The 17,630-nt window shown below is 74.0% G+C and carries 15 protein-coding genes; 9 read left to right on the plus strand and 6 right to left on the minus strand.

Annotation, left to right across the window (positions count from 1 at the left end; translation table 11 throughout):
- Positions 1–223 precede the first annotated feature (223 nt).
- From ACGFYH_RS02635 to ACGFYH_RS02655, 5 genes are all read left to right on the plus strand, one after another.
- Positions 224–1,504 (plus strand): NAD(P)/FAD-dependent oxidoreductase, encoded by a 1,281-nt coding sequence (locus ACGFYH_RS02635; protein ID WP_393801289.1) that lies wholly within the window; start codon positions 224–226, stop codon positions 1,502–1,504.
- A 41-nt stretch (positions 1,505–1,545) separates the two neighbouring features.
- The gene (locus tag ACGFYH_RS02640; protein WP_393801290.1) at positions 1,546–1,911 is read left to right on the plus strand and encodes an Rv2175c family DNA-binding protein; all 366 of its coding nucleotides are present in this window, start codon (positions 1,546–1,548) and stop codon (positions 1,909–1,911) included.
- 295 nt (positions 1,912–2,206) lie between these two features.
- Positions 2,207–2,866 (plus strand): thiamine phosphate synthase, encoded by a 660-nt coding sequence (gene thiE, locus ACGFYH_RS02645; protein WP_393801291.1) that lies wholly within the window; start codon positions 2,207–2,209, stop codon positions 2,864–2,866.
- Positions 2,867–3,011: 145 nt separating this feature from the next.
- Positions 3,012–3,935: a methylenetetrahydrofolate reductase [NAD(P)H] gene (gene metF / locus ACGFYH_RS02650; RefSeq protein ID WP_393801292.1), complete on the plus strand. Its 924-nt coding sequence runs from the start codon at positions 3,012–3,014 to the stop codon at positions 3,933–3,935.
- A 56-nt stretch (positions 3,936–3,991) separates the two neighbouring features.
- Positions 3,992–5,056, plus strand: coding sequence for a hypothetical protein (locus tag ACGFYH_RS02655; RefSeq protein WP_393801293.1), 1,065 nt, complete (start codon positions 3,992–3,994; stop codon positions 5,054–5,056).
- Positions 5,057–5,106: 50 nt separating this feature from the next.
- Here the strand turns inward: ACGFYH_RS02655 and ACGFYH_RS02660 are convergent, their stop codons facing one another.
- Both ACGFYH_RS02660 and ACGFYH_RS02665 read right to left on the minus strand, forming a co-directional pair.
- On the minus strand, positions 5,107–6,627 hold the full coding sequence (locus tag ACGFYH_RS02660; protein ID WP_393801294.1) for a phytoene desaturase family protein: 1,521 nt from the start codon (positions 6,625–6,627) through the stop codon (positions 5,107–5,109).
- Between the two features lie 435 nt (positions 6,628–7,062).
- Positions 7,063–7,692, minus strand: a complete 630-nt coding sequence (locus ACGFYH_RS02665; RefSeq protein WP_393801295.1) for a TetR/AcrR family transcriptional regulator — start codon at positions 7,690–7,692, stop codon at positions 7,063–7,065.
- A gap of 185 nt (positions 7,693–7,877) precedes the next feature.
- Here ACGFYH_RS02665 and ACGFYH_RS02670 point away from each other — a divergent pair, with 185 nt between their 5' ends.
- The 3 genes from ACGFYH_RS02670 (at position 7,878) to ACGFYH_RS02680 (ending at position 10,178) form a co-directional block, all read left to right on the plus strand.
- Positions 7,878–8,474 (plus strand): SAV_6107 family HEPN domain-containing protein, encoded by a 597-nt coding sequence (locus tag ACGFYH_RS02670; RefSeq protein ID WP_393801296.1) that lies wholly within the window; start codon positions 7,878–7,880, stop codon positions 8,472–8,474.
- A 196-nt stretch (positions 8,475–8,670) separates the two neighbouring features.
- Positions 8,671–9,495 (plus strand): methyltransferase, encoded by an 825-nt coding sequence (locus ACGFYH_RS02675; RefSeq protein ID WP_393801297.1) that lies wholly within the window; start codon positions 8,671–8,673, stop codon positions 9,493–9,495.
- A gap of 278 nt (positions 9,496–9,773) precedes the next feature.
- Positions 9,774–10,178, plus strand: a complete 405-nt coding sequence (locus tag ACGFYH_RS02680; RefSeq protein ID WP_393801298.1) for a spore wall synthesis complex protein — start codon at positions 9,774–9,776, stop codon at positions 10,176–10,178.
- Between the two features lie 154 nt (positions 10,179–10,332).
- On the opposite strand, the gene ACGFYH_RS02685 is transcribed toward ACGFYH_RS02680, so the two are convergent.
- From ACGFYH_RS02685 to ACGFYH_RS02700, 4 genes are all read right to left on the minus strand, one after another.
- Positions 10,333–12,723 carry a DUF3488 and DUF4129 domain-containing transglutaminase family protein gene (locus ACGFYH_RS02685; RefSeq protein ID WP_393801299.1) on the minus strand — a complete coding sequence of 797 codons (2,391 nt, stop codon included), beginning with the start codon at positions 12,721–12,723 and terminating at the stop codon, positions 10,333–10,335.
- A gap of 184 nt (positions 12,724–12,907) precedes the next feature.
- Positions 12,908–14,317: a DUF58 domain-containing protein gene (locus ACGFYH_RS02690; protein ID WP_393801300.1), complete on the minus strand. Its 1,410-nt coding sequence runs from the start codon at positions 14,315–14,317 to the stop codon at positions 12,908–12,910.
- Positions 14,317–15,390: an AAA family ATPase gene (locus ACGFYH_RS02695; protein ID WP_393801301.1), complete on the minus strand. Its 1,074-nt coding sequence runs from the start codon at positions 15,388–15,390 to the stop codon at positions 14,317–14,319. The genes ACGFYH_RS02690 and ACGFYH_RS02695 overlap by 1 nt, the downstream gene beginning before the upstream one ends.
- A gap of 257 nt (positions 15,391–15,647) precedes the next feature.
- Positions 15,648–16,196, minus strand: coding sequence for a beta-class carbonic anhydrase (locus tag ACGFYH_RS02700; RefSeq protein ID WP_393801302.1), 549 nt, complete (start codon positions 16,194–16,196; stop codon positions 15,648–15,650).
- Positions 16,197–16,624: 428 nt separating this feature from the next.
- On the opposite strand from ACGFYH_RS02700, the gene rsmH reads away from it, so the two are divergent.
- Positions 16,625–17,581, plus strand: a complete 957-nt coding sequence (gene rsmH, locus ACGFYH_RS02705; protein ID WP_393801303.1) for a 16S rRNA (cytosine(1402)-N(4))-methyltransferase RsmH — start codon at positions 16,625–16,627, stop codon at positions 17,579–17,581.
- Positions 17,582–17,630: the final 49 nt, after the last annotated feature.

A 17,630-nucleotide genomic window follows, 5' to 3' on the forward strand; every position in this document is an offset into this window, starting at 1 on the left:
GGAAGGCGACCGCCTCGACTCGCGGTACGTGTGGTCCGGGACCGACGGCAGCACGTCGTCGGGGCACCGCGTGTCCGCGGTCGTCGAGCTGCCGGACGGGCGTGTGCGACTGGACGGGGGCCTGGGTGCGGGAGTCGCAGCCGGGCAGCGGAACGCGCGTTGTGGATCAGCTCACCGCGCACGAGCGCTGACTGACCCTCTGCCAGATGTCTATGGTGATCAGGTGAGCGAGCAGACGCGGGAACGGGGACGGGGACCGGCGGCGGACACGGAGCGCCGTGCGGTCGTGGTGGGCGCCGGGATGGCGGGCGTGCAGACCGCGGTCGCCCTGCGGGAACAGGGCTTCACGGGCGCCGTGACCCTGATCGGTGCGGAACCGCACCCACCGTACGACCGTCCTCCGCTGTCCAAGGCCGTCCTGCTCGGCACCGCCGAGGGGTCCGCCTTCGACGTCGACTTCGAGGCACTCGGCGTCACCCTGCGGCTGGGCTGCGAGGCCCTCGGCGTCCACCCCGGCGCGCACGTCCTGGACACCTCCCAGGGGCCCGTGCCGTACGACGCCCTCGTCCTCGCGACCGGCGCCGAACCGGTCCGGCTGCCCGGTGCCGAGGGCGTGCCCGGCGTACACCTGCTGCGCACCCTGGACGACGCCGAACGGCTGCGCCCGGTGCTCGCCGAACAGCACGACGTCGTGGTCGTCGGGGCGGGCTGGATCGGCGCCGAGTTCGCCACCGCCGCGCGCGAGGCGGGATGCGCGGTGACGGTGGTGGAGGCCGCCGACCGTCCCCTCGCCGGCGTGCTGCCCGCCGAGGTCGCCGCGCCGATGACCGCCTGGTACGCCGACGCGGGCGCCGAACTGCGCACCCACGCGCGCGTGGAACGCGTCGAGCCCGGCGGACCCGGCGAGTCCGGCCGGGTCGTCCTCGACGACGGCACGCGGCTGCCCGCCGGCGCGGTCGTCGTCGGGATCGGCGCCCGTCCGGCCACCGCCTGGCTGGCGGGCTCCGGCATCGCCCTCGGTCCGCACGGCGAGGTCCTGGCCGACGACCGCCTGCGCACCTCCGCACCGGACGTCCACGCGGTCGGCGACTGCGCCTCGTTCCCCTCCGCCCGCTACGGCGAGCGGCTGCTGGTGCACCACTGGGACAACGCCCTCCAGGGTCCGCGCACGGTCGCCGCGGACATCGTCGGCGCACCGGGCGGTGAGGCCCCGGCGGCCTACGACCCGGTGCCGTACTTCTGGTCCGAGCAGTTCGGCCGCTTCGTCCAGTACGCCGGTCATCACACGGCCGCCGACACCACCCTGTGGCGCGGCGGGCCCTCGCTCCCGGCGTGGACGGTCTGCTGGCTGCGCGAGGGCCGCCTGGTCGCTCTGCTGGCGGTGGGCCGCCCCCGTGACCTCGCACAGGGCAGACGGCTGATCCAGGCGGGTACGGCGATGGACCCGGACCTGCTGACCGACCCGGCGAGGCCGCTGAAGGCGGCCACGGCGGCCACGGCGTAGTCCGGTTTCCGACTGTCAGCGCCAGATGGCAGGCTTGAGGCGTGACCGAGATTGACGCAAAGACCGAGGCTCTCGTGCCTGCCTGGCTCACCGTTCCCGACATCGCCGAGATGCTCGGCGTCGAGGTGACCCGCGTACGCCAGCTGATCAAGGAAGGCCAGCTCATCGCCGTACGCCGCGGTGAGAACCGCGCGCTGCACATCCCCGCGGCCTTCATCGACGAGGACAAGGTCGTCAAGGGCCTGGTCGGGACCCTGACGCTGCTGCGGGACGACGGCTTCACGGCCGAGGAGATGCTGGAGTGGCTCTTCACGCCCGACCCGAGCCTGCCCGGCACCCCCGTCCAGGCCCTGAGTGAGAACCGTGGTACGGAGGTGAAGCGCCGCGCCCAGGCGCTCGCCGTCTGACCCGGCCCACCGCCGGCCCGCCACACCTCCCGGCCCGCCACACCTCCCGGCCTGCGCGCCGCGGGCCCACGGGCGCCGGGGACCCGCACGGTCCTCAGCGCTGTCCAGCAGGGTCCGCGGCTCGCAGGCCACGGCCGCGACGTGCTGCCGCCGCCGTACCGTCGGCGGCGGGCCGTCCACGGCCCGTCGCCGACGGCCGGCCGCCGCCGGGGCCGGCCGGGGGCGCGCCGCTGCCCGTATGCCAAGATCGCGCGGCCCGCAGTGGGCCCACGCCACCGAACCGGGGGACCGCCACATGCCCGACACCGCTCCGACCACCGCCCGCGCCCGGCTCGCCGACGCCCGGCTCTACCTGTGCACGGACGCCCGCCGGGACCGGGGCGACCTGCCCGGTTTCCTGGACGCCGTGCTGGCCGGCGGCGTCGACATCGTGCAGTTGCGGGACAAGGGCATGGAGGCCGCCGAGGAGCTGGAGCACCTGGAGGTCTTCGCCGACGCCTGCGCCCGCCACGGCAAACTCCTCGCGGTCAACGACCGCGCGGACGTCGCCCACGCCGCCCGTGCCCACGTGCTGCATCTCGGGCAGGGCGACCTGCCGGTGCCCGCCGCCCGGGCGATCCTCGGCGACGACGTCCTCGTCGGCCGCTCCACGCACGCCGAGTCCGAGGCCGCCGCCGCAGCAGTCCAGGAGGGCGTGGACTACTTCTGCGCCGGCCCGTGCTGGCCGACCCCCACCAAGCCCGGCCGCCACGCACCCGGCCTCGGCCTGGTCCGCCACACGGCGGCACTGGGCACCGACCGCCCCTGGTTCGCGATCGGCGGCATCGACCTCGGCAATCTGGACCAGGTGCTGGAGGCGGGCGCCCGGCGCGTGGTCGTCGTCCGCGCGATCACCGCCGCCGACGACCCGGGTGCGGCGGCGGCCGAGTTCGCGAAGCGACTGCGGCGGGCCTGAGCCCGGAGTGCCAGGGATGTCAGGGGCACCCGACGGGTGTCCAGCGCTGTCCAAGGGTGTCCAAGGGGTGGACAACAACTCGACAATGTGGACAAATGTCCCGCATCCGGTTGGGTGGCCGCCGCACCCTGGCTAACCTGCCCATATGGCCCTCGGAACCGCAAGCACGAGGACGGATCGCGCCCGCACGGTGCGTGACATCCTCGCCACCGGCAAGACGACGTACTCGTTCGAGTTCTCGGCGCCGAAGACGCCCAAGGGCGAGAAGAACCTGTGGAGCGCGCTCAGGCGGGTCGAGGCCGTCGCCCCGGACTTCGTCTCCGTGACCTACGGGGCCGGCGGTTCCACCCGTGCGGGCACGGTCCGCGAGACCCAGCAGATCGTCGCCGACACCACGCTGACCCCGGTGGCCCACCTCACCGCCGTCGACCACTCCGTCGCCGAGCTGCGCAACATCATCGGCCAGTACGCCGACGCCGGGATCCGCAACATGCTGGCCGTGCGCGGCGACCCGCCCGGCGACCCCAACGCCGACTGGATCGCGCACCCCGAGGGCCTGGCCTACGCCGCCGAACTGGTCAGGCTCATCAAGGAGTCGGGCGACTTCTGCGTCGGCGTCGCGGCCTTCCCGGAGATGCACCCGCGCTCCGCCGACTGGGACGCGGACGTCACGCACTTCGTCGACAAGTGCCGGGCCGGCGCCGACTACGCGATCACCCAGATGTTCTTCCACCCCGAGTCCTATCTGCGCCTGCGTGACCGGGTCGCCGCGGCCGGGTGCGACACCCCGGTCATCCCCGAGGTCATGCCGGTGACCAGTGTGAAGATGCTGGAGAGGTTGCCGAAGCTCAGCAACGCCTCGTTCCCGGCGGAGCTGAAAGAGCGGATCCTCTCAGCGAAGGACGATCCGGCGGCTGTACGCTCGATCGGCATCGAGTTCGCCACGGAATTCTGCGCGCGGCTGCTGGCCGAAGGTGTGCCCGGACTGCACTTCATCACGCTCAACAACTCCACGGCGACGCTGGAGATCTACGAGAACCTGGGCCTGCACCACCCACCGCGGGCCTAGACCGGCCGCACGTATTTGCGACACACTGCGTAACGGCCACTGGGAGAGGGGCGTACATGGGCTGGACGGTCCTCTACATCGCGTTCGGCGGCGTCGCGCTGTGGCTGCTCGGCGAGGTGCTGCTGCAGTACAAGGCGCGGCTGCGCTGGCGGCTCCTCGCCTTCGGCGGCTTCGTCGGAGTCGTGGCCGGTGTGCTGATGTCGAACGTGCTCGTCATCGGTCTCGGCGCCGCCGCCTTCGCGGTCGGCCAGACCTACGTCACCCTGTCGTTCCGCCGCGGCTTCGAGGCCGGCTGGGCGGTCAACGCCCCGGCGAGCCTCGTCGGCAAACGCAAGCGTCCCGAACGGGGCCGCCAGGAGCCGACGTTGGAGGTCTCCGGGCCCGAGCCCGCCGAGCGCGGCGCCGACCACCACGACGGCCCCGACCACCACGACGGCTACGCGGACCACGACGGCTACGCGGACCACGCAGACCACACCGGCTACCCGGACCACGACGGCTACGCGGACCGCGGCCAGGGCCGCGCCCCGGGCCAGGACGGCCCGTCGTACGGTCACGACGACTACGACCGCGACGACGTCTTCACCCCGGCCCGCCCCGCCGGCCCCGCGGCCGCGGAGACCACCGCCGTCTACGCACCGCAGCCCCTGCCGGACGACACCGGCTCGTACGGCGTCTACGCCGACACCGGTCACGACACCGGCCGGCAGCAGGCAGCGCCCGCGCCGGGCACCGACCAGGCCTACGCCTACGACTACTCGGGCTACGGGCAGCAGCAGGGCTACGGCTACGACACCGACGCGCAGCAGCAGTACGCCGCCTACTCCGACCCGTACATCGGCACCCACACCTACGGCGGCGGGGCGTACGACACCGGCGGCTACGACACGACCGGTGGGCAGCAGTACGGCCAGCAGGGCTACGGGCAGGACCAGTACGCCACCGGCGCGCCGGGCAGCTACGGCGGCGAGACCCCGGCCGGCGGAGTGTGGGTGCCGCAGCAGCGCAACACCGACGACCCCTACGGGGGCGATCTCCCGCCCGAGCAGCCGTACCCCTACCAGGACGACGGCCGGACGCAGGACCAGAGCCAGGGCTACGACGAGCAGTACCGCTTCTGAGGGAGCCGCGGCCGATGGGCCCTCCGGCGCCCGGTGGGCGGCCCGGCCGTTCACCGGGAGCCGCGGAACTCCGGCCCCTCGACCACGAGTCCGGCGACCAGCGCGCCTGACATGCCCGCGTGCGGGAGGCCCCCGCCGGGGTGCGACCAGCCGCCGACCGTGAACAGGCCGCCCGTGCGGGTGCCGTTCGCCGGGTGCAGCAGCCGTCCGGCGGCCCCCGCCAGTGCCGGCACCGGAACAGCGCCGTCCGCCGCACCGGTGGCCGCGGCGACGTCGGCCGGGGTGCACACCTCGTGCCACAGGAGACGGTCCCGCAGGCCGGGCAGCGCCCGCTCGGCGACGTCGATCAGCCGCTCGGCCCGGTGGGCGTACGTCTCGGCCGTGGTCCGGTCCGGCTCGCCGTCCAGGGCGGGCACCACCGCGGACAGCGTGACCGCCTCGTGGTCCGCGTCCGGTACCAGCGCCGGGTCGTCGGGCCGCAGGACGGTGACGGTGGGCCGCGCGGCCATCCCGGGTGTGGCACCGAACAGGCAGTCCAACTCGGCCTCGGAGTCCCGCGCGTGCACCACCGTCCGGTGCGCCGCGCCCTCGGGACGGCCGCCCCGCAGGGCCAGCAGCACCGTCAGCCGGCTCGCCCCACCGCGCTGCGGCGGCACCTCGCCCTCGCCCCGCACGGGCGATCCACCGCAGAGCCGGTCCAGCACGTCCGGCGTCACCCCGGCGACCACGAACTCGGCCTCCGTCACGGCCCCTTCGGCCAGCTGCACACCCGCCACCCGGCCGTCCTCCTCGACGATCCCGGTGACCTCGGCCTCGAAGCGGAACTCGACCCGGCGGGCCAGGCACCGCTCGTACACCGCCCGCGCCAGTTCCCGCAGGCCGCCGCCGCGCACGTACCAGACGCCGAAGGCGTACTCCATGTAGGGCAGCACGGCGGTGTTCGCCGGGGCGGTGCGGGGATCCAGGCCGTACGCGAGGGCGTGGCTCTCCAGCAGGGCGGCGAGCCGGGGCTCGCGCAGCTCCCAGGCGCCGACCTCGGCGAGCGTGCCGGCCCGGCGGGTGCGCAGCAGCCGCTTGTGCGGGACCGACGGATAGGGCTCGCGCCCGGCCAGCACCTCCCAGTTCGGCCACAGCGGCTCCTCCAGGAGCGGGCGGCGCGTCCGGTCCCAGGTCTCCCGGGCCCGCACCAGGAAGTCGCCCCAGCGCTGCCCGGCGGCCGCGCCGAGCGCCGCGTCCAGGGCGGCGACGACACCCGCGCGTGAGGCGTTCGGCAGCGAGACCTCCGTACCGTCGGCGAACACGTGCCGGGACGACGGGTCGACCTGGACCAGCTCGACGCGGGACTCCAGCGGCTCCTTGCCGGTCTTCACGAACAGATCGCGCCAGACCGCTGGCAGCGGCAGCAGGCCGGGGCCGGTGTCGAAGGAGAAGCCGTCCCGCTCGAAGCGGCCCAGGGCGCCGCCGTAGGTCCGCGTCCGCTCGTACACCACCACCCGGTGGCCCGCGACGGCCAGCCGGGCGGCGGCCGCCATCGCGCCCATCCCGGCGCCGATCACCGCAATCCGTGCCATGCCAGGGACTTTATCCGCCCCCACCGGCACTCGGTCCCAAGGGCTGAGTACCGCGACGGACGTACAGGTGACCGGTCGGCGGCACCTCGTCGTGAGGCGGGGTGCGCAGGGCTGAGTAGGAGTACCTGGTCCGGGAGATGAGTACGCGCGCGGATGGGCCCCGACCGGCGATGACGAGAGAGTGGAGACACGGAGAGGGGAACGGCTCCGGCACCGGCGGCACGGGGCGCCGGAACGGAACCGGACCCGCGATCCGCTCCTTCCGCCGACCGCGGTCGGCGGGAGCGAGGCAGGGGGAGCCCGGAGGAACGGCCGGCGACGGAGGTTCCGACGAGGGGACGTACGGGGGAGCAGGAGAAGGCGCCGGTCCGACGGCGGCCCGCGGGGGACGCGGCCGCCACGGACCGGCGCTCTCCGCGCCCGGCCCGCGTCGGCTCAGACCCGGCCGCTCACGCGTCCCTGGAGCAGCCGCGACAGCGCGGCGTGCACGTCGTCCAGGGAACGCCCCGGCTGGAACGACTTCCAGTCCAGCGCGGCCACCAGAACCATGCCGACCAGCGCGGCGGCGGTGAGCGGCACGTCGATCTCCTCGCTGAACTCACCGCTCGCCGTGCCCTCGCGCAGTACGCCCTCCACCACGGCCACGGCCTGCTGCCGGACCACCAGCAGGGTGGACTGCCAGGCCCGGTTGGTGCGCCACAGCTCGGCCACGTACAGCTGGGTGAAGGCCGGGTAGCGGTCGATGAAGACGAGCCCCGCGCGGATCATCGCGTCCAGGGCGTCGACCCGGCCGCGGCCCTCCCGGGCCGTCCGTTCCGCGGCCTCCCGCAGCGAGGCCGTCAGCAGGCCGACACCGTGTCGCAGCAGCTCCTCGAAGAGGACGGACTTGCTGGCGAAGTTGTAGTAGACCGTGCCCTTCGCGACCCCGGCCCGCTCGGCGATCTCGTCCACGGTGGTGGCGGAGAAGCCCTGCTCGGCGATGAGGGTGACCGCCGCCTCGTAGAGCTTCTGCCGAGTGGCCTCGCGACGGCTGCCGCCCTGCGGGGCGGTGCTGCTGCTTTCCATGGTCCCGATTCTCACAGCACCCCGCGAGGCGATGTCACCGCAGGGCCCGCGCACCAGCCGAACCGAACGTCCGATCGAAACAAAAGTCCAGGTCAGAACGGATTGTCAGTGCCATACCTCACGATGGGCGCATACGGCACCTCCTGTCCGGAGTGTGCCGTCACGGAGACGACAGGAGGATCGTCATGGCCCACTCGTCCGCAGCCGCCGCCCGGCGGCGCCGCGCAGCCGGCCCTGCACCCTCGCCGACCGGGCCCGCGAGCGACGTGCACCCCGTGCTCCGCCGGTCGACCGCCCCGCCCGCCGCCCTCGACCTGCTCGCCCAGGCCCGGGCCGGACTGGAGGAGGCCACCGTCCTCGAAACGCCGAACGAGCGGTACGCGACGGCTCATCTGGCCGCCCTGCGCACCGCCTCCGCGGTGCTGGCCGCACGGGGGCGCCCGGAGACCACCCCGCGGGCCCGTGCCCGCATCCGCAGCGCCTGGGAAGTGCTCCCGGAGATCGCGCCCGAGCTGTCCGACTGGAGCGCGCTGTTCGCCTCCGGAGCGCGTCGGAGGGCGCGGGCCGAGGCGGGCATCCAGGGCGCGGCGGGCAGCCGGGACGCCGACGACCTGATACGCGACGTGGCGATGTTCCTGCGCCTCGTGGAGCGGATGCTGGTCCTCCAGCCGGTCCTGCCCCAGCCCCGCCCCGACTCGGACCCGCCGGGGCAGGAGGGCCGGGAGCGCTCCGACCGTCCCGGCGCCGTTCACCGGGGCCGGGGCCTGCCGGACGCCGGGTGAGCGCGCCGGCCTCCCGGCGCCCCGCGGGTGCGTTGCCACCGGCTCCGGGGCCGGTGGCACGGGGTGACCGGTGGAGACACCGGAGGCAATAGGGTGGGAGGCGCCTGAAGCCTCCCCCTTCCCGCAGCGGGCGGGGGCGGCAGCCCGTTCGCTCCGCCCGTGTCCGGGGCGGTGCCGCGCCGAGGAGTCAACTGCCGTGTCGGACCCGATGCGCCCGCCCGTCTCCCACCGCCCGCACCCGGCGTCGCCGCGCTCCGAGCCCTCCCGCTCCCGGGCCGCTCTTCGCACCGCCGTGGTCTGGGACGTCCTCCAGGACGCCCTCGACCGCCGGGTCAAGGCCACGGGCCGCCAGACGCTGGACGTCCTCGACACCGGCGGCGGCAGCGGAAACTTCGCGGTGCCCGTCGCCCGTCTCGGCCACCGCGTCACCGTCGTGGACCCGAGCCCCAACGCCCTGTTCGCCCTGGAGCGCCGCGCCGCCGAGGCCGATGTCGCCGACCGCGTGCGAGGTGTCCAGGGCGACGCCCGCGGCCTCTTCGACGTGGTCGAGCGCGGCGGCTACGACGTGGTGCTGTGCCACGGCGTCCTGGAGTACGTGGACGACCCCGCGGAGGGGGTCCGCAACGCGGTGGCCGCCCTGCGCGCCGACGGCGTCCTCAGCCTGCTCGCCGCGGGCCTGGGCGGGGCCGTGCTCGCGCGTGCCCTCGCCGGCCACTTCACCGAGGCCCGGCAGGCCCTGGACGACCCGGACGGCCGATGGGGCACGGGTGATCCCGTGCCGCGCCGCTTCACCGCCGATCAGCTCACCGGACTGGTCGAGGCCGCCGGGCTCGGGATCGGCGCCGTGCACGGTGTACGGGTCTTCGCCGACCTGGTTCCCGGCGTGCTGGTGGACACCGAGCCGGGCGCCATGGACGCCCTGCTGGAGCTGGAGGCCGCGGCGGCCGAACTGGCCGCGTTCCACTCCGTGGCCACCCAGCTCCATGTGCTCGGTGAGACCCGCGGGGCCATCGAGGCCTGAGCCACCGATGAGGTACGGCGCTGATCAGGGGCGCGACTGCAGATGGAGTACGCCACAGGCCCCCCGAACGGGGGCCGGTCGCCGTATGATCGAGGGAGACCGCCCGGCATGACGGGCCGGCCGCTGGGGAATGGGAATCTCAGCGAGCCGGCGCGGCCATGACGGAGTCCGGTTGGCCAATTGGCGCAGAGGGGCGGGTTTCACGGGGGCGATTCCCTGCCTATCCTGAAGGGACCCCCCCCGGGTCGCCCCGGCGACTGCACGATGAGGAGGACTCCGTGCCGCTCTCGGAGCACGAGCAGCGCATGCTCGAGCAGATGGAGCGAGCGCTGTACGCCGAAGATCCCAAGTTCGCGACAGCGCTCGAGGGAAGCGGGCTGCGTACGTACACCCGGCGACGGGTCTACCAGGCGGTCGCGGGCTTCCTCGTGGGTATTGCGCTCCTCATGGCCGGTATGGTCGCCCAGCAGGTGTGGCTCAGTGTGGTGGGCTTCCTCGTCATGCTCGGCTGCGCGGTTCTCGCCGTGACCGGCTGGCGCAAGGCCCCCAAACCGGGCGAGCAGCAGGCGGCCGGTGCCGGTCCGCAGGCGGCGCGCCGTCAGGGACGACCGAAACGCTCCATGATGGACCGCATCGACGAGCGCTGGCAGCGCCGCAGGGACGAGCAGCAGGGCGGCCAGTAGCGCCAGTCCGCCGCTCACCAGGACCTTCGCGTGAGGGGGTGACCACCGTCCGGGTGGTCACCCCCTCACGCGTACTCATGAGCCCGGCGCCACTGCCCGGTGTGCCGCCCCGCCGGGGGCTCGGCCGCGCGGCTCCGACGCGCCCGCCGGGGGCTCAGCCCCGCTGGTCCGATGTCTTCCGGAGTACCGGCCGGGCCGCCGCCACCCGCCGTTTCAGGACCGTCCACCGGGCCAGAACCGCCCATGTCACCCGTATGGCCGAACGCGGGGCGAATCGTGCGCGCAGCCGCGTGCCGCGGCCGGCCGCGGCACGCAGACCGGCGCTCGCCAGCCGGACGTCCTCCGTCAGTCCCGCCGTCAGGCGCGGGCTGGGCGCGTAGAGAACCTGCTCCACGGCGTCCGCCACCCGGTGCACGGCCGCCGCGGCCGTCGGGTCGAGCCGTCCCAGCCGGACGGTGCGGGCCGCCGCCCTGCGCGGGGTCCGCGACTCCTCCGGCAGGATCCCGAGGTCCCACGCCGTGTCGATCAGCTCCTGCCAGACCGCGAGGGTGTGCGGGCCCGTGTCCGCCTCCCCGCGGCCGTGCGCCCCGAGCCGTACCGTCCGGACGCGCAGCCGCCACAGCATCGGTGCGAGCAGGATCACCAGCACCACGAATCCGGCCAGGGCCCAGGCCAGCAGCGCATACCACTTCGGTCCGTCGCCGCCCGTGACGGGCACGGCCGCCGCGGACTCGGTGGAGCAGGCGTCCAGCTTCTTGTCCTGCGCCGAGCAGGTGTCGCTCGCCGACGGCGCCGCCGACGGCTCCGTCTCCGTGTCCCGCGACGGCAGGGCCGGGTCCGGTACCGAGCTGCCCGGCCGGTCCGTGACGGTGTACGCCGGGGCCGAGCCACGCGTCGGCGTCGGCTCGAAGCGGGTCCACCCCACGCCCTCGAAGTACACCTCGGGCCACGCGTGCGCGTCCCGCAGGCCCACCGACACCGAGCCGTCCGCCTGCGGAGAGCCCGGCGCGAAGCCGACCGCCACCCGGGCCGGAATGCCCAGGGAGCGGGCCATCACCGCCATGGCGAAGGAGAAGTGGACGCAGAAGCCCTGCTTGTCCTTCAGGAACCGGGCGATCGCCTCCGAACCGCTGCCGACCTTGACCTGGGTGTCGTACTCGAAGCCGCCGTTGATGGCGAAGTACTCCTGGAGCCGGACCGCCTGCTCGTACGGGTTCGCGGCACCGGCGGTCACGTCGCGGGCGGTCCGGGAGACCACCTCGGGAAGTGAGTCCGGCAGCTCGGTGTACTCGCGCGTGAGTGCCGCCGAGGGCCGCGGCGCCGCGGCGAGCTGCTCCGCCGTCGGCTGCACGTTCAGGCTCCGTACCTCGTACTTCAGCCCGCGGGTGTTCTGGCCGTGGTCGCCGACCAAAGTCATGCCGACGGGTTCGTAGCGCCAGTTGCCCGCGACGCGCACTCCGCTGGGCGGGTAGGGCATCGGCAGCCAGTCCTGGGCGTACCAGTCCGCGGCCGAGACGAGGGTCCGGGTCTCCGTGCGCCTGACGTCCGGGCCGAGGCCGGCCGGGGTGGGGAACGTGCCGTCGGGCACGGCGGTGATGTGTCGCTTGGAGGGCTTCCAGGTGGTGCCGTCGAAGTCGTCCAGGGACACGATGCGCAGATAGAGGCCGGACAGGTCCTCGGAGTCGGTCTGGACGGAGAGGACCTGCCGGTTCTCGTCGACGTTGAGGCTGTCCCGCAGGGAGACCAGCGGGTTGACCGCGGAGATCGTGCCGCCGCCCCCGGTGCCGGAGCCGACGCCCGTCCCGGCACCGTCCAGAAGCCCGCCGTCCATCGCGGGCAGGGCGAGCGGCACCACCAGGGCGATGCCCAGCGCGAAGGCGCCGATGCGCCGTCCGGCGCGGACCGGGGCGACCGCGCCGCCCTGCCCCCCGTCCGGGGTGCGCGGCGAGCCGCCGAAGACCCGGCCCCACCGCGCGAGCCGGTCCCGTCCCTCGGCCAGCAGCAGCATCAGATAACCGGCCGCCGCCAGCAGGAACCACAACCAGCCGGCGCCGCCCTCGGACAGCCCCGCGGCCACCGAGTAGAGCGCGAGCAGGGGCAGACCGGCCGGGGCGGCACTGCGGAAGGTCACCGCGAGGGTGTCGACCAGCAGCCCGATCACCAGGACGCCGCCGACGAGCATCAGCCGGATGCCGTCGGACTCCAGCGGGGCCGGAATCGCGTACCGGGCGATGTCGTCACCGCCCTGCTGGAGCAGATCGGCGAAGCGCTGGAAGGCCCGCGGCCCGGGGACCAGCCCGGCGAGCGCCTGCCGCCGGGCGAAGACCAGGGTCAGCAGCATCAGCGTGACCACGGCCTGGGCGGCGATGGTCAGCGGGCGGGCCAGCGGCACCCGCCGCGCCGCCGCGCCCACCCCGGACTGCACCGACAGCAGCACCGCCGCCTGCAGAATCCACGTGGCCGGATCGACCAACGGCAACAACGCGCACGCCGCCATCAACGTGGCCGCCCACGCCCACAACGCCAACCGCGCCCGCCCGCTCATCGCGTCCCCTCCCGGCCGTCGGCCGTGGTGCCAGGACGGGCGTGCCCGGGCCCGGCCGGTCGACCGTGCGGTCCGGAGGCCGCCGTGCCCGCGTGCGGCGCGAGTCGTGCCTGCCCGCGCGTCCGCGCCTCCCGGGCCCGCCCTCCGCTCGTCGGCGCACACCTCGCCGGCCGTCCCCGCCCGCTCATCGCGTCGCCCTCCCGCCGGTCGCCGGTGCGAGGGTGGTGCGTTCGCGGTCCGCCAGGCGCCACAGCTCCTCCACGGTGGCACCGTGTGGCACGGTCACGACGGTCCAGCCCGCCTCGCGCAGCATCCGCAGCCGTTCCCCGCTCACGTCCAACGGGCCGGGGCCGTCGGCCGGTTCCCGTGCCCAGGTCTCGCTGTCCAGGACGAAGGCGACGGCGCCGCCGCTGCGCTGACGCATCTTCGCGGCCACCGTGGCCTGCTCCTGGTCCAGGTCACCGAAGAACGCCACCAGCAGCCCCTCGTTCCCACCGCGCAGCATGTCGTACGCCCCGGACAGGCCCGTGCCGTCGGAGTGGTCGATCACGGCGAGGGTGTCCATCATCAGTCCGGCCGCGTCGGCCGTTCCCTGGCTCGCGCCCGCGAAGCCGTCGGCGCCCTCGCCCGGCACCGAGTTGCCCGTGTCGGTGAGCAGCCGGACCGAGAAGCCCCGCTCCAGCATGTGCACCAGCACGGACGCCGTGCCCGACACCGCCCACTCGAAGGCCGAGTCGGGGCCCGCGCCCTCGAACGCCACGCCCCGGGTGTCCAGGAGCACCGTGCAGCGGGCCCGCTGCGGTTGCTCCTCGCGGCGCACCATCAGCTCGCCGTGGCGTGCGGTGGAGCGCCAGTGCACGCGGCGCAGGTCGTCGCCGTGCCGGTACCCGCGAGGGATCACGTCGTCGTCGCCGGCCAGGGCGAGCGAGCGCTGCCGGCCCTCGCCGTACCCCCTCGCCTCGCCGCTCAGCCGCACCGGCGGCAGCGCCTCCACGCGCGGGATCACGGTCAGGGTGTCGTGCGTCGAGAAGGACCGCGTCAGCTCGCACAACCCGAACGGGTCGGTCAGCCGCAGCTGCAGCGGGCCCAGCGGATAACGGCCGCGCAGGTCGGAACGGACCCGGTAGGACACCTCGCGCCGCCCGCCCGGCTCCACCCGGTCGAGCACGAAGCGGGGCCGCGGGCCGAGCACGTAGGGCACCCGGTCCTGGAGCATCAGCAGACCGGTGGGCAGCCGGGAGACGTTGTCGACCCGCAGATGGACCCTGGCCTCGCTGCCGGCGGGGACCCGCCCGGGGGAGAGCCGGCGGCTGCCCGCGACCCGGTACCGCGTGCGGTGGAGCACGGCCGCGCAGACCAGGGGCAGCACGCCGAGCAGCAGTCCGACGCGCAGCAGATCGCTCTGCCCGAGGACGTAGGCGCAGACCGCGGCCGCGATGCCGGCGGCCAGGAAGGAACGCCCGCGGGTGGTCAGACCGGCCAGGGCGGTCCGGATGCCGCCGCCTTCGCCCCGGCCGCCTTCGCCCCGGCCGTCCTCACCTCGGCCGTCCTCACCGCGGCCGTCCTCGGACCGGTCCGTCCCCCCGGCCTCCATCACAGCCTCCGCGGCACTTGCCGGCCGTAGTCCGACGTGCCGCGGCCCATGCCGAAGCCCGTCTGCTGCTGGGGGGCCGCGGGCACCGGGGTGCGCCGCAGGATCTCCTGGACGACCTGCTCGGCGGTGCGGCGGTTGAGCTGGGCCTGCGCGGTGGGCAGCAGGCGGTGGGCCAGGACGGCGACCGCGAGGGCCTGCACGTCGTCCGGCAGCACGTACTCCCGGCCGCTCAGGGCGGCGGACGCCTTCGCCGCACGCAGCAGATGGAGCGTGGCGCGCGGGGAGGCGCCGAGTCTGAGGTCCGGGTGGCTCCGGGTCGCCGCCACCAGGTCCACGGCGTACCGCCGGACCGGTTCCGCCACATGGACGCCGCGGACCGCCTCGATCAGCTTGAGGATCTCGTCCGCGTGCGCCACCGGCTGCAGGTCGTCCAGCGGACTCGCCCCGCCGTGCACGTCGAGCATCCGCAATTCGGCGTCCGCGCTGGGATAGCCGATGGAGATCCGGGCCATGAAGCGGTCGCGCTGAGCCTCCGGCAGCGGGTAGGTGCCCTCCATCTCGACCGGGTTCTGCGTCGCCACGACCATGAAAGGGCTGGGCAGCTCGTAGGTCTGGCCGTCGATCGTGACCTGGCGCTCCTCCATCGACTCCAGCAGCGCCGACTGGGTCTTCGGCGAGGCGCGGTTGATCTCGTCGCCGATCACCACCTGTGCGAAGATCGCACCCGGCTTGAACTCGAAGTCCCGGCGCTGCTGGTCCCAGATGGACACGCCGGTGATGTCGGAGGGCAGCAGGTCCGGCGTGAACTGGATCCGGCGCACGGAACAGTCGATCGACCGCGCCAGCGCCTTGGCCAGCATGGTCTTGCCGACTCCCGGGACATCCTCGATCAGCAGGTGCCCCTCGGCCAGCAGCACGGTCAGCGAGAGCCGTACGACCTCGGGCTTGCCCTCGATCACGTCCTCCACCGAACCGCGGACCCGCTCGACCACAGCGGTCAGATCATCCCCCACGCCCGCATACGCTCGCGAGGGGACACCCCCATGGCTCGCCCGATCGTCATAGGTCGTCACCGGCCCTCCTCGGCCTTTCCCCGCACTCTCTGCGAAGTGGGGGTACCCCAGCTTGCCGGGCCGGCCCCGCACCGCGGACCGGCCCACCCCGAATCACGGACACCGCCCGGACGAAGCTCCGGGCGGCACCGCTTCCCGCATTCTCCCTGCCGTTACCGATTCGTGTCACTCGCCTGTGGACAACTGACCGCGATATGTCGGCGCCTACGCCCTTTGCGGCGCTCGCCCGGCGGGAATCACCCGGGCGGGCACCCGGATCAGGCGGGCCCGACCTCGCGCAGCAGGCCCGTCTTCACGTCGAAGACGAAACCGCGCACGTCGTCGGTGTGCGGCAGGAACGGAGAGGTGCGCACCCGCTCGATGGACTGCCGGACGTCCTGGTCGGCGTCCCGGAAGGCCTCCACCGCCCATGCGGGACGCTGGCCGACCTCCAGCTCCAGGTCGTGCCGGAAGTCCTCGGTGATGGACTCCATGCCGCAGTTGGTGTGGTGGATGAGGGCCACGCTTCGCGTGCCCAGCGCCCGCTGGCTGATGGTCAGGGAACGGATCACGTCGTCCGTGACGACACCGCCCGCGTTGCGGATCGTGTGGCAGTCACCGAGCTTCAGGCCGAGCGCGGCGTGCAGATCCAGGCGTGCGTCCATGCAGGCCACGATGGCGACGCGTTGTACGGGCCGCGCGTCCATCCCGGGGTCGGTGAACGCGGCGGCGTAGCGTTCGTTCGCCTCGACGAGCCGGTCGGTGACGGTGTGCTCGCCGTCTATGGCGGATTCGGAGCCGGTGGGTACCGATGCAGAAGTCGTCATAGCCATGACGTTACTGGCCGTCCCCGCCCGCGGCCCGCTGTGAAGCGGGACAAAGAACCTCATCGGGGCTTGTTGTGAGCCAACCCACAAGGCGGCCGGAAAGCGGCCGTACGAGTGAAAAGCCACGCGGCACCGGTTTGCGGACGCCGGCGTCCGCGACGCGCAGGCCGGTTGATTGACCGGGCGACACGGTGGACTAAAGTGACGCGAAGCGGGAGGCGAGGGTCTCCCTGCTGGACTGAATACCCCGGAGACCTGGGCGACGTTCCGCCAGATCTCCCCACGTGCGCGGCGCGTACGTACGGCTCGGCCTCCTCCCGCTCCCGGCCGGCCGACGCTTTCGGCGCCGGCAGGCCTCCCCTTCACGAGCGAGCAGGAGAGGACCCGGCGGTGCGTGACGCCGCACCGGACCCGAGAGGCCGCCCCACTTGAGCCAGAGTCGACACGTCCCGGTGATGCTCCAGCGGTGTCTGGACCTGCTGGCGCCCGCCCTCCAGGAGCCGGGAGCCGTGGTCGTCGACTGCACGCTGGGACTCGGCGGGCACAGCGAGGCGCTCCTCGAGCGCTTCCCCGACGCCCGGCTCGTCGCGCTCGACCGGGACAAGGAGGCCCTGCGCCTGTCCGGCGAGCGGCTCGCCCCGTACGGCGAGCGCGCCACCCTCGTGCACGCCGTCTACGACCAGCTGCCCGACGTGCTCGACCGGCTCGGCGTCCCCCGCGTCCGGGGCGTGCTGTTCGACCTCGGCGTCTCCTCCATGCAGCTCGACGAGGCCGGCCGGGGCTTCGCCTACGCCCAGGACGCCCCGCTCGACATGCGGATGGACCAGACGACCGGCATGAGCGCCGCCGAGGTCCTGAACACCTACCCGCCCGGCGAACTCGTCCGCATCCTGCGTGCGTACGGCGAGGAGAAGCAGGCCAAGCGGATCGTGTCCGCCGTCGTGCGCGAACGCGAGAAGGAGCCGTTCACCGACAGCGCCCGGCTGGTGGAGCTGATCCGCGCGGCGCTGCCGCAGGCCGCCAAGCGCACCGGCGGCAACCCGGCCAAGCGCACCTTCCAGGCCCTGCGCATCGAGGTCAACGGCGAGCTGTCCGTGCTGGAGCGGGCGGTCCCGGCCGCCGTCGAGTCGCTCGCCGTCGGCGGGCGGATCGCGGTGCTGTCGTACCACTCGCTGGAGGACCGGCTGGTCAAGCAGGTGTTCGCGGCCGGCGCCGCGAACACCGCGCCGCCCGGACTGCCGGTCGTCCCCGAACGCTACGCGCCCCGGCTCAAGCTGCTCACGCGCGGTGCCGAACTTCCCACCGAGGAGGAGATCGCCGAGAACCGGCGGGCGGCACCCGCACGGCTGCGCGGAGCCGAGCGCATCAGGGAGTCCATCGGGTGAAGCGAGTGAGGCAGGCCAGGAGCGGGTGCGGACGGCCCACCCGGGCCGA

This window comes from Streptomyces sp. NPDC048392, assembly GCF_043200575.1.
Lineage (GTDB): Bacteria > Actinomycetota > Actinomycetes > Streptomycetales > Streptomycetaceae > Streptomyces.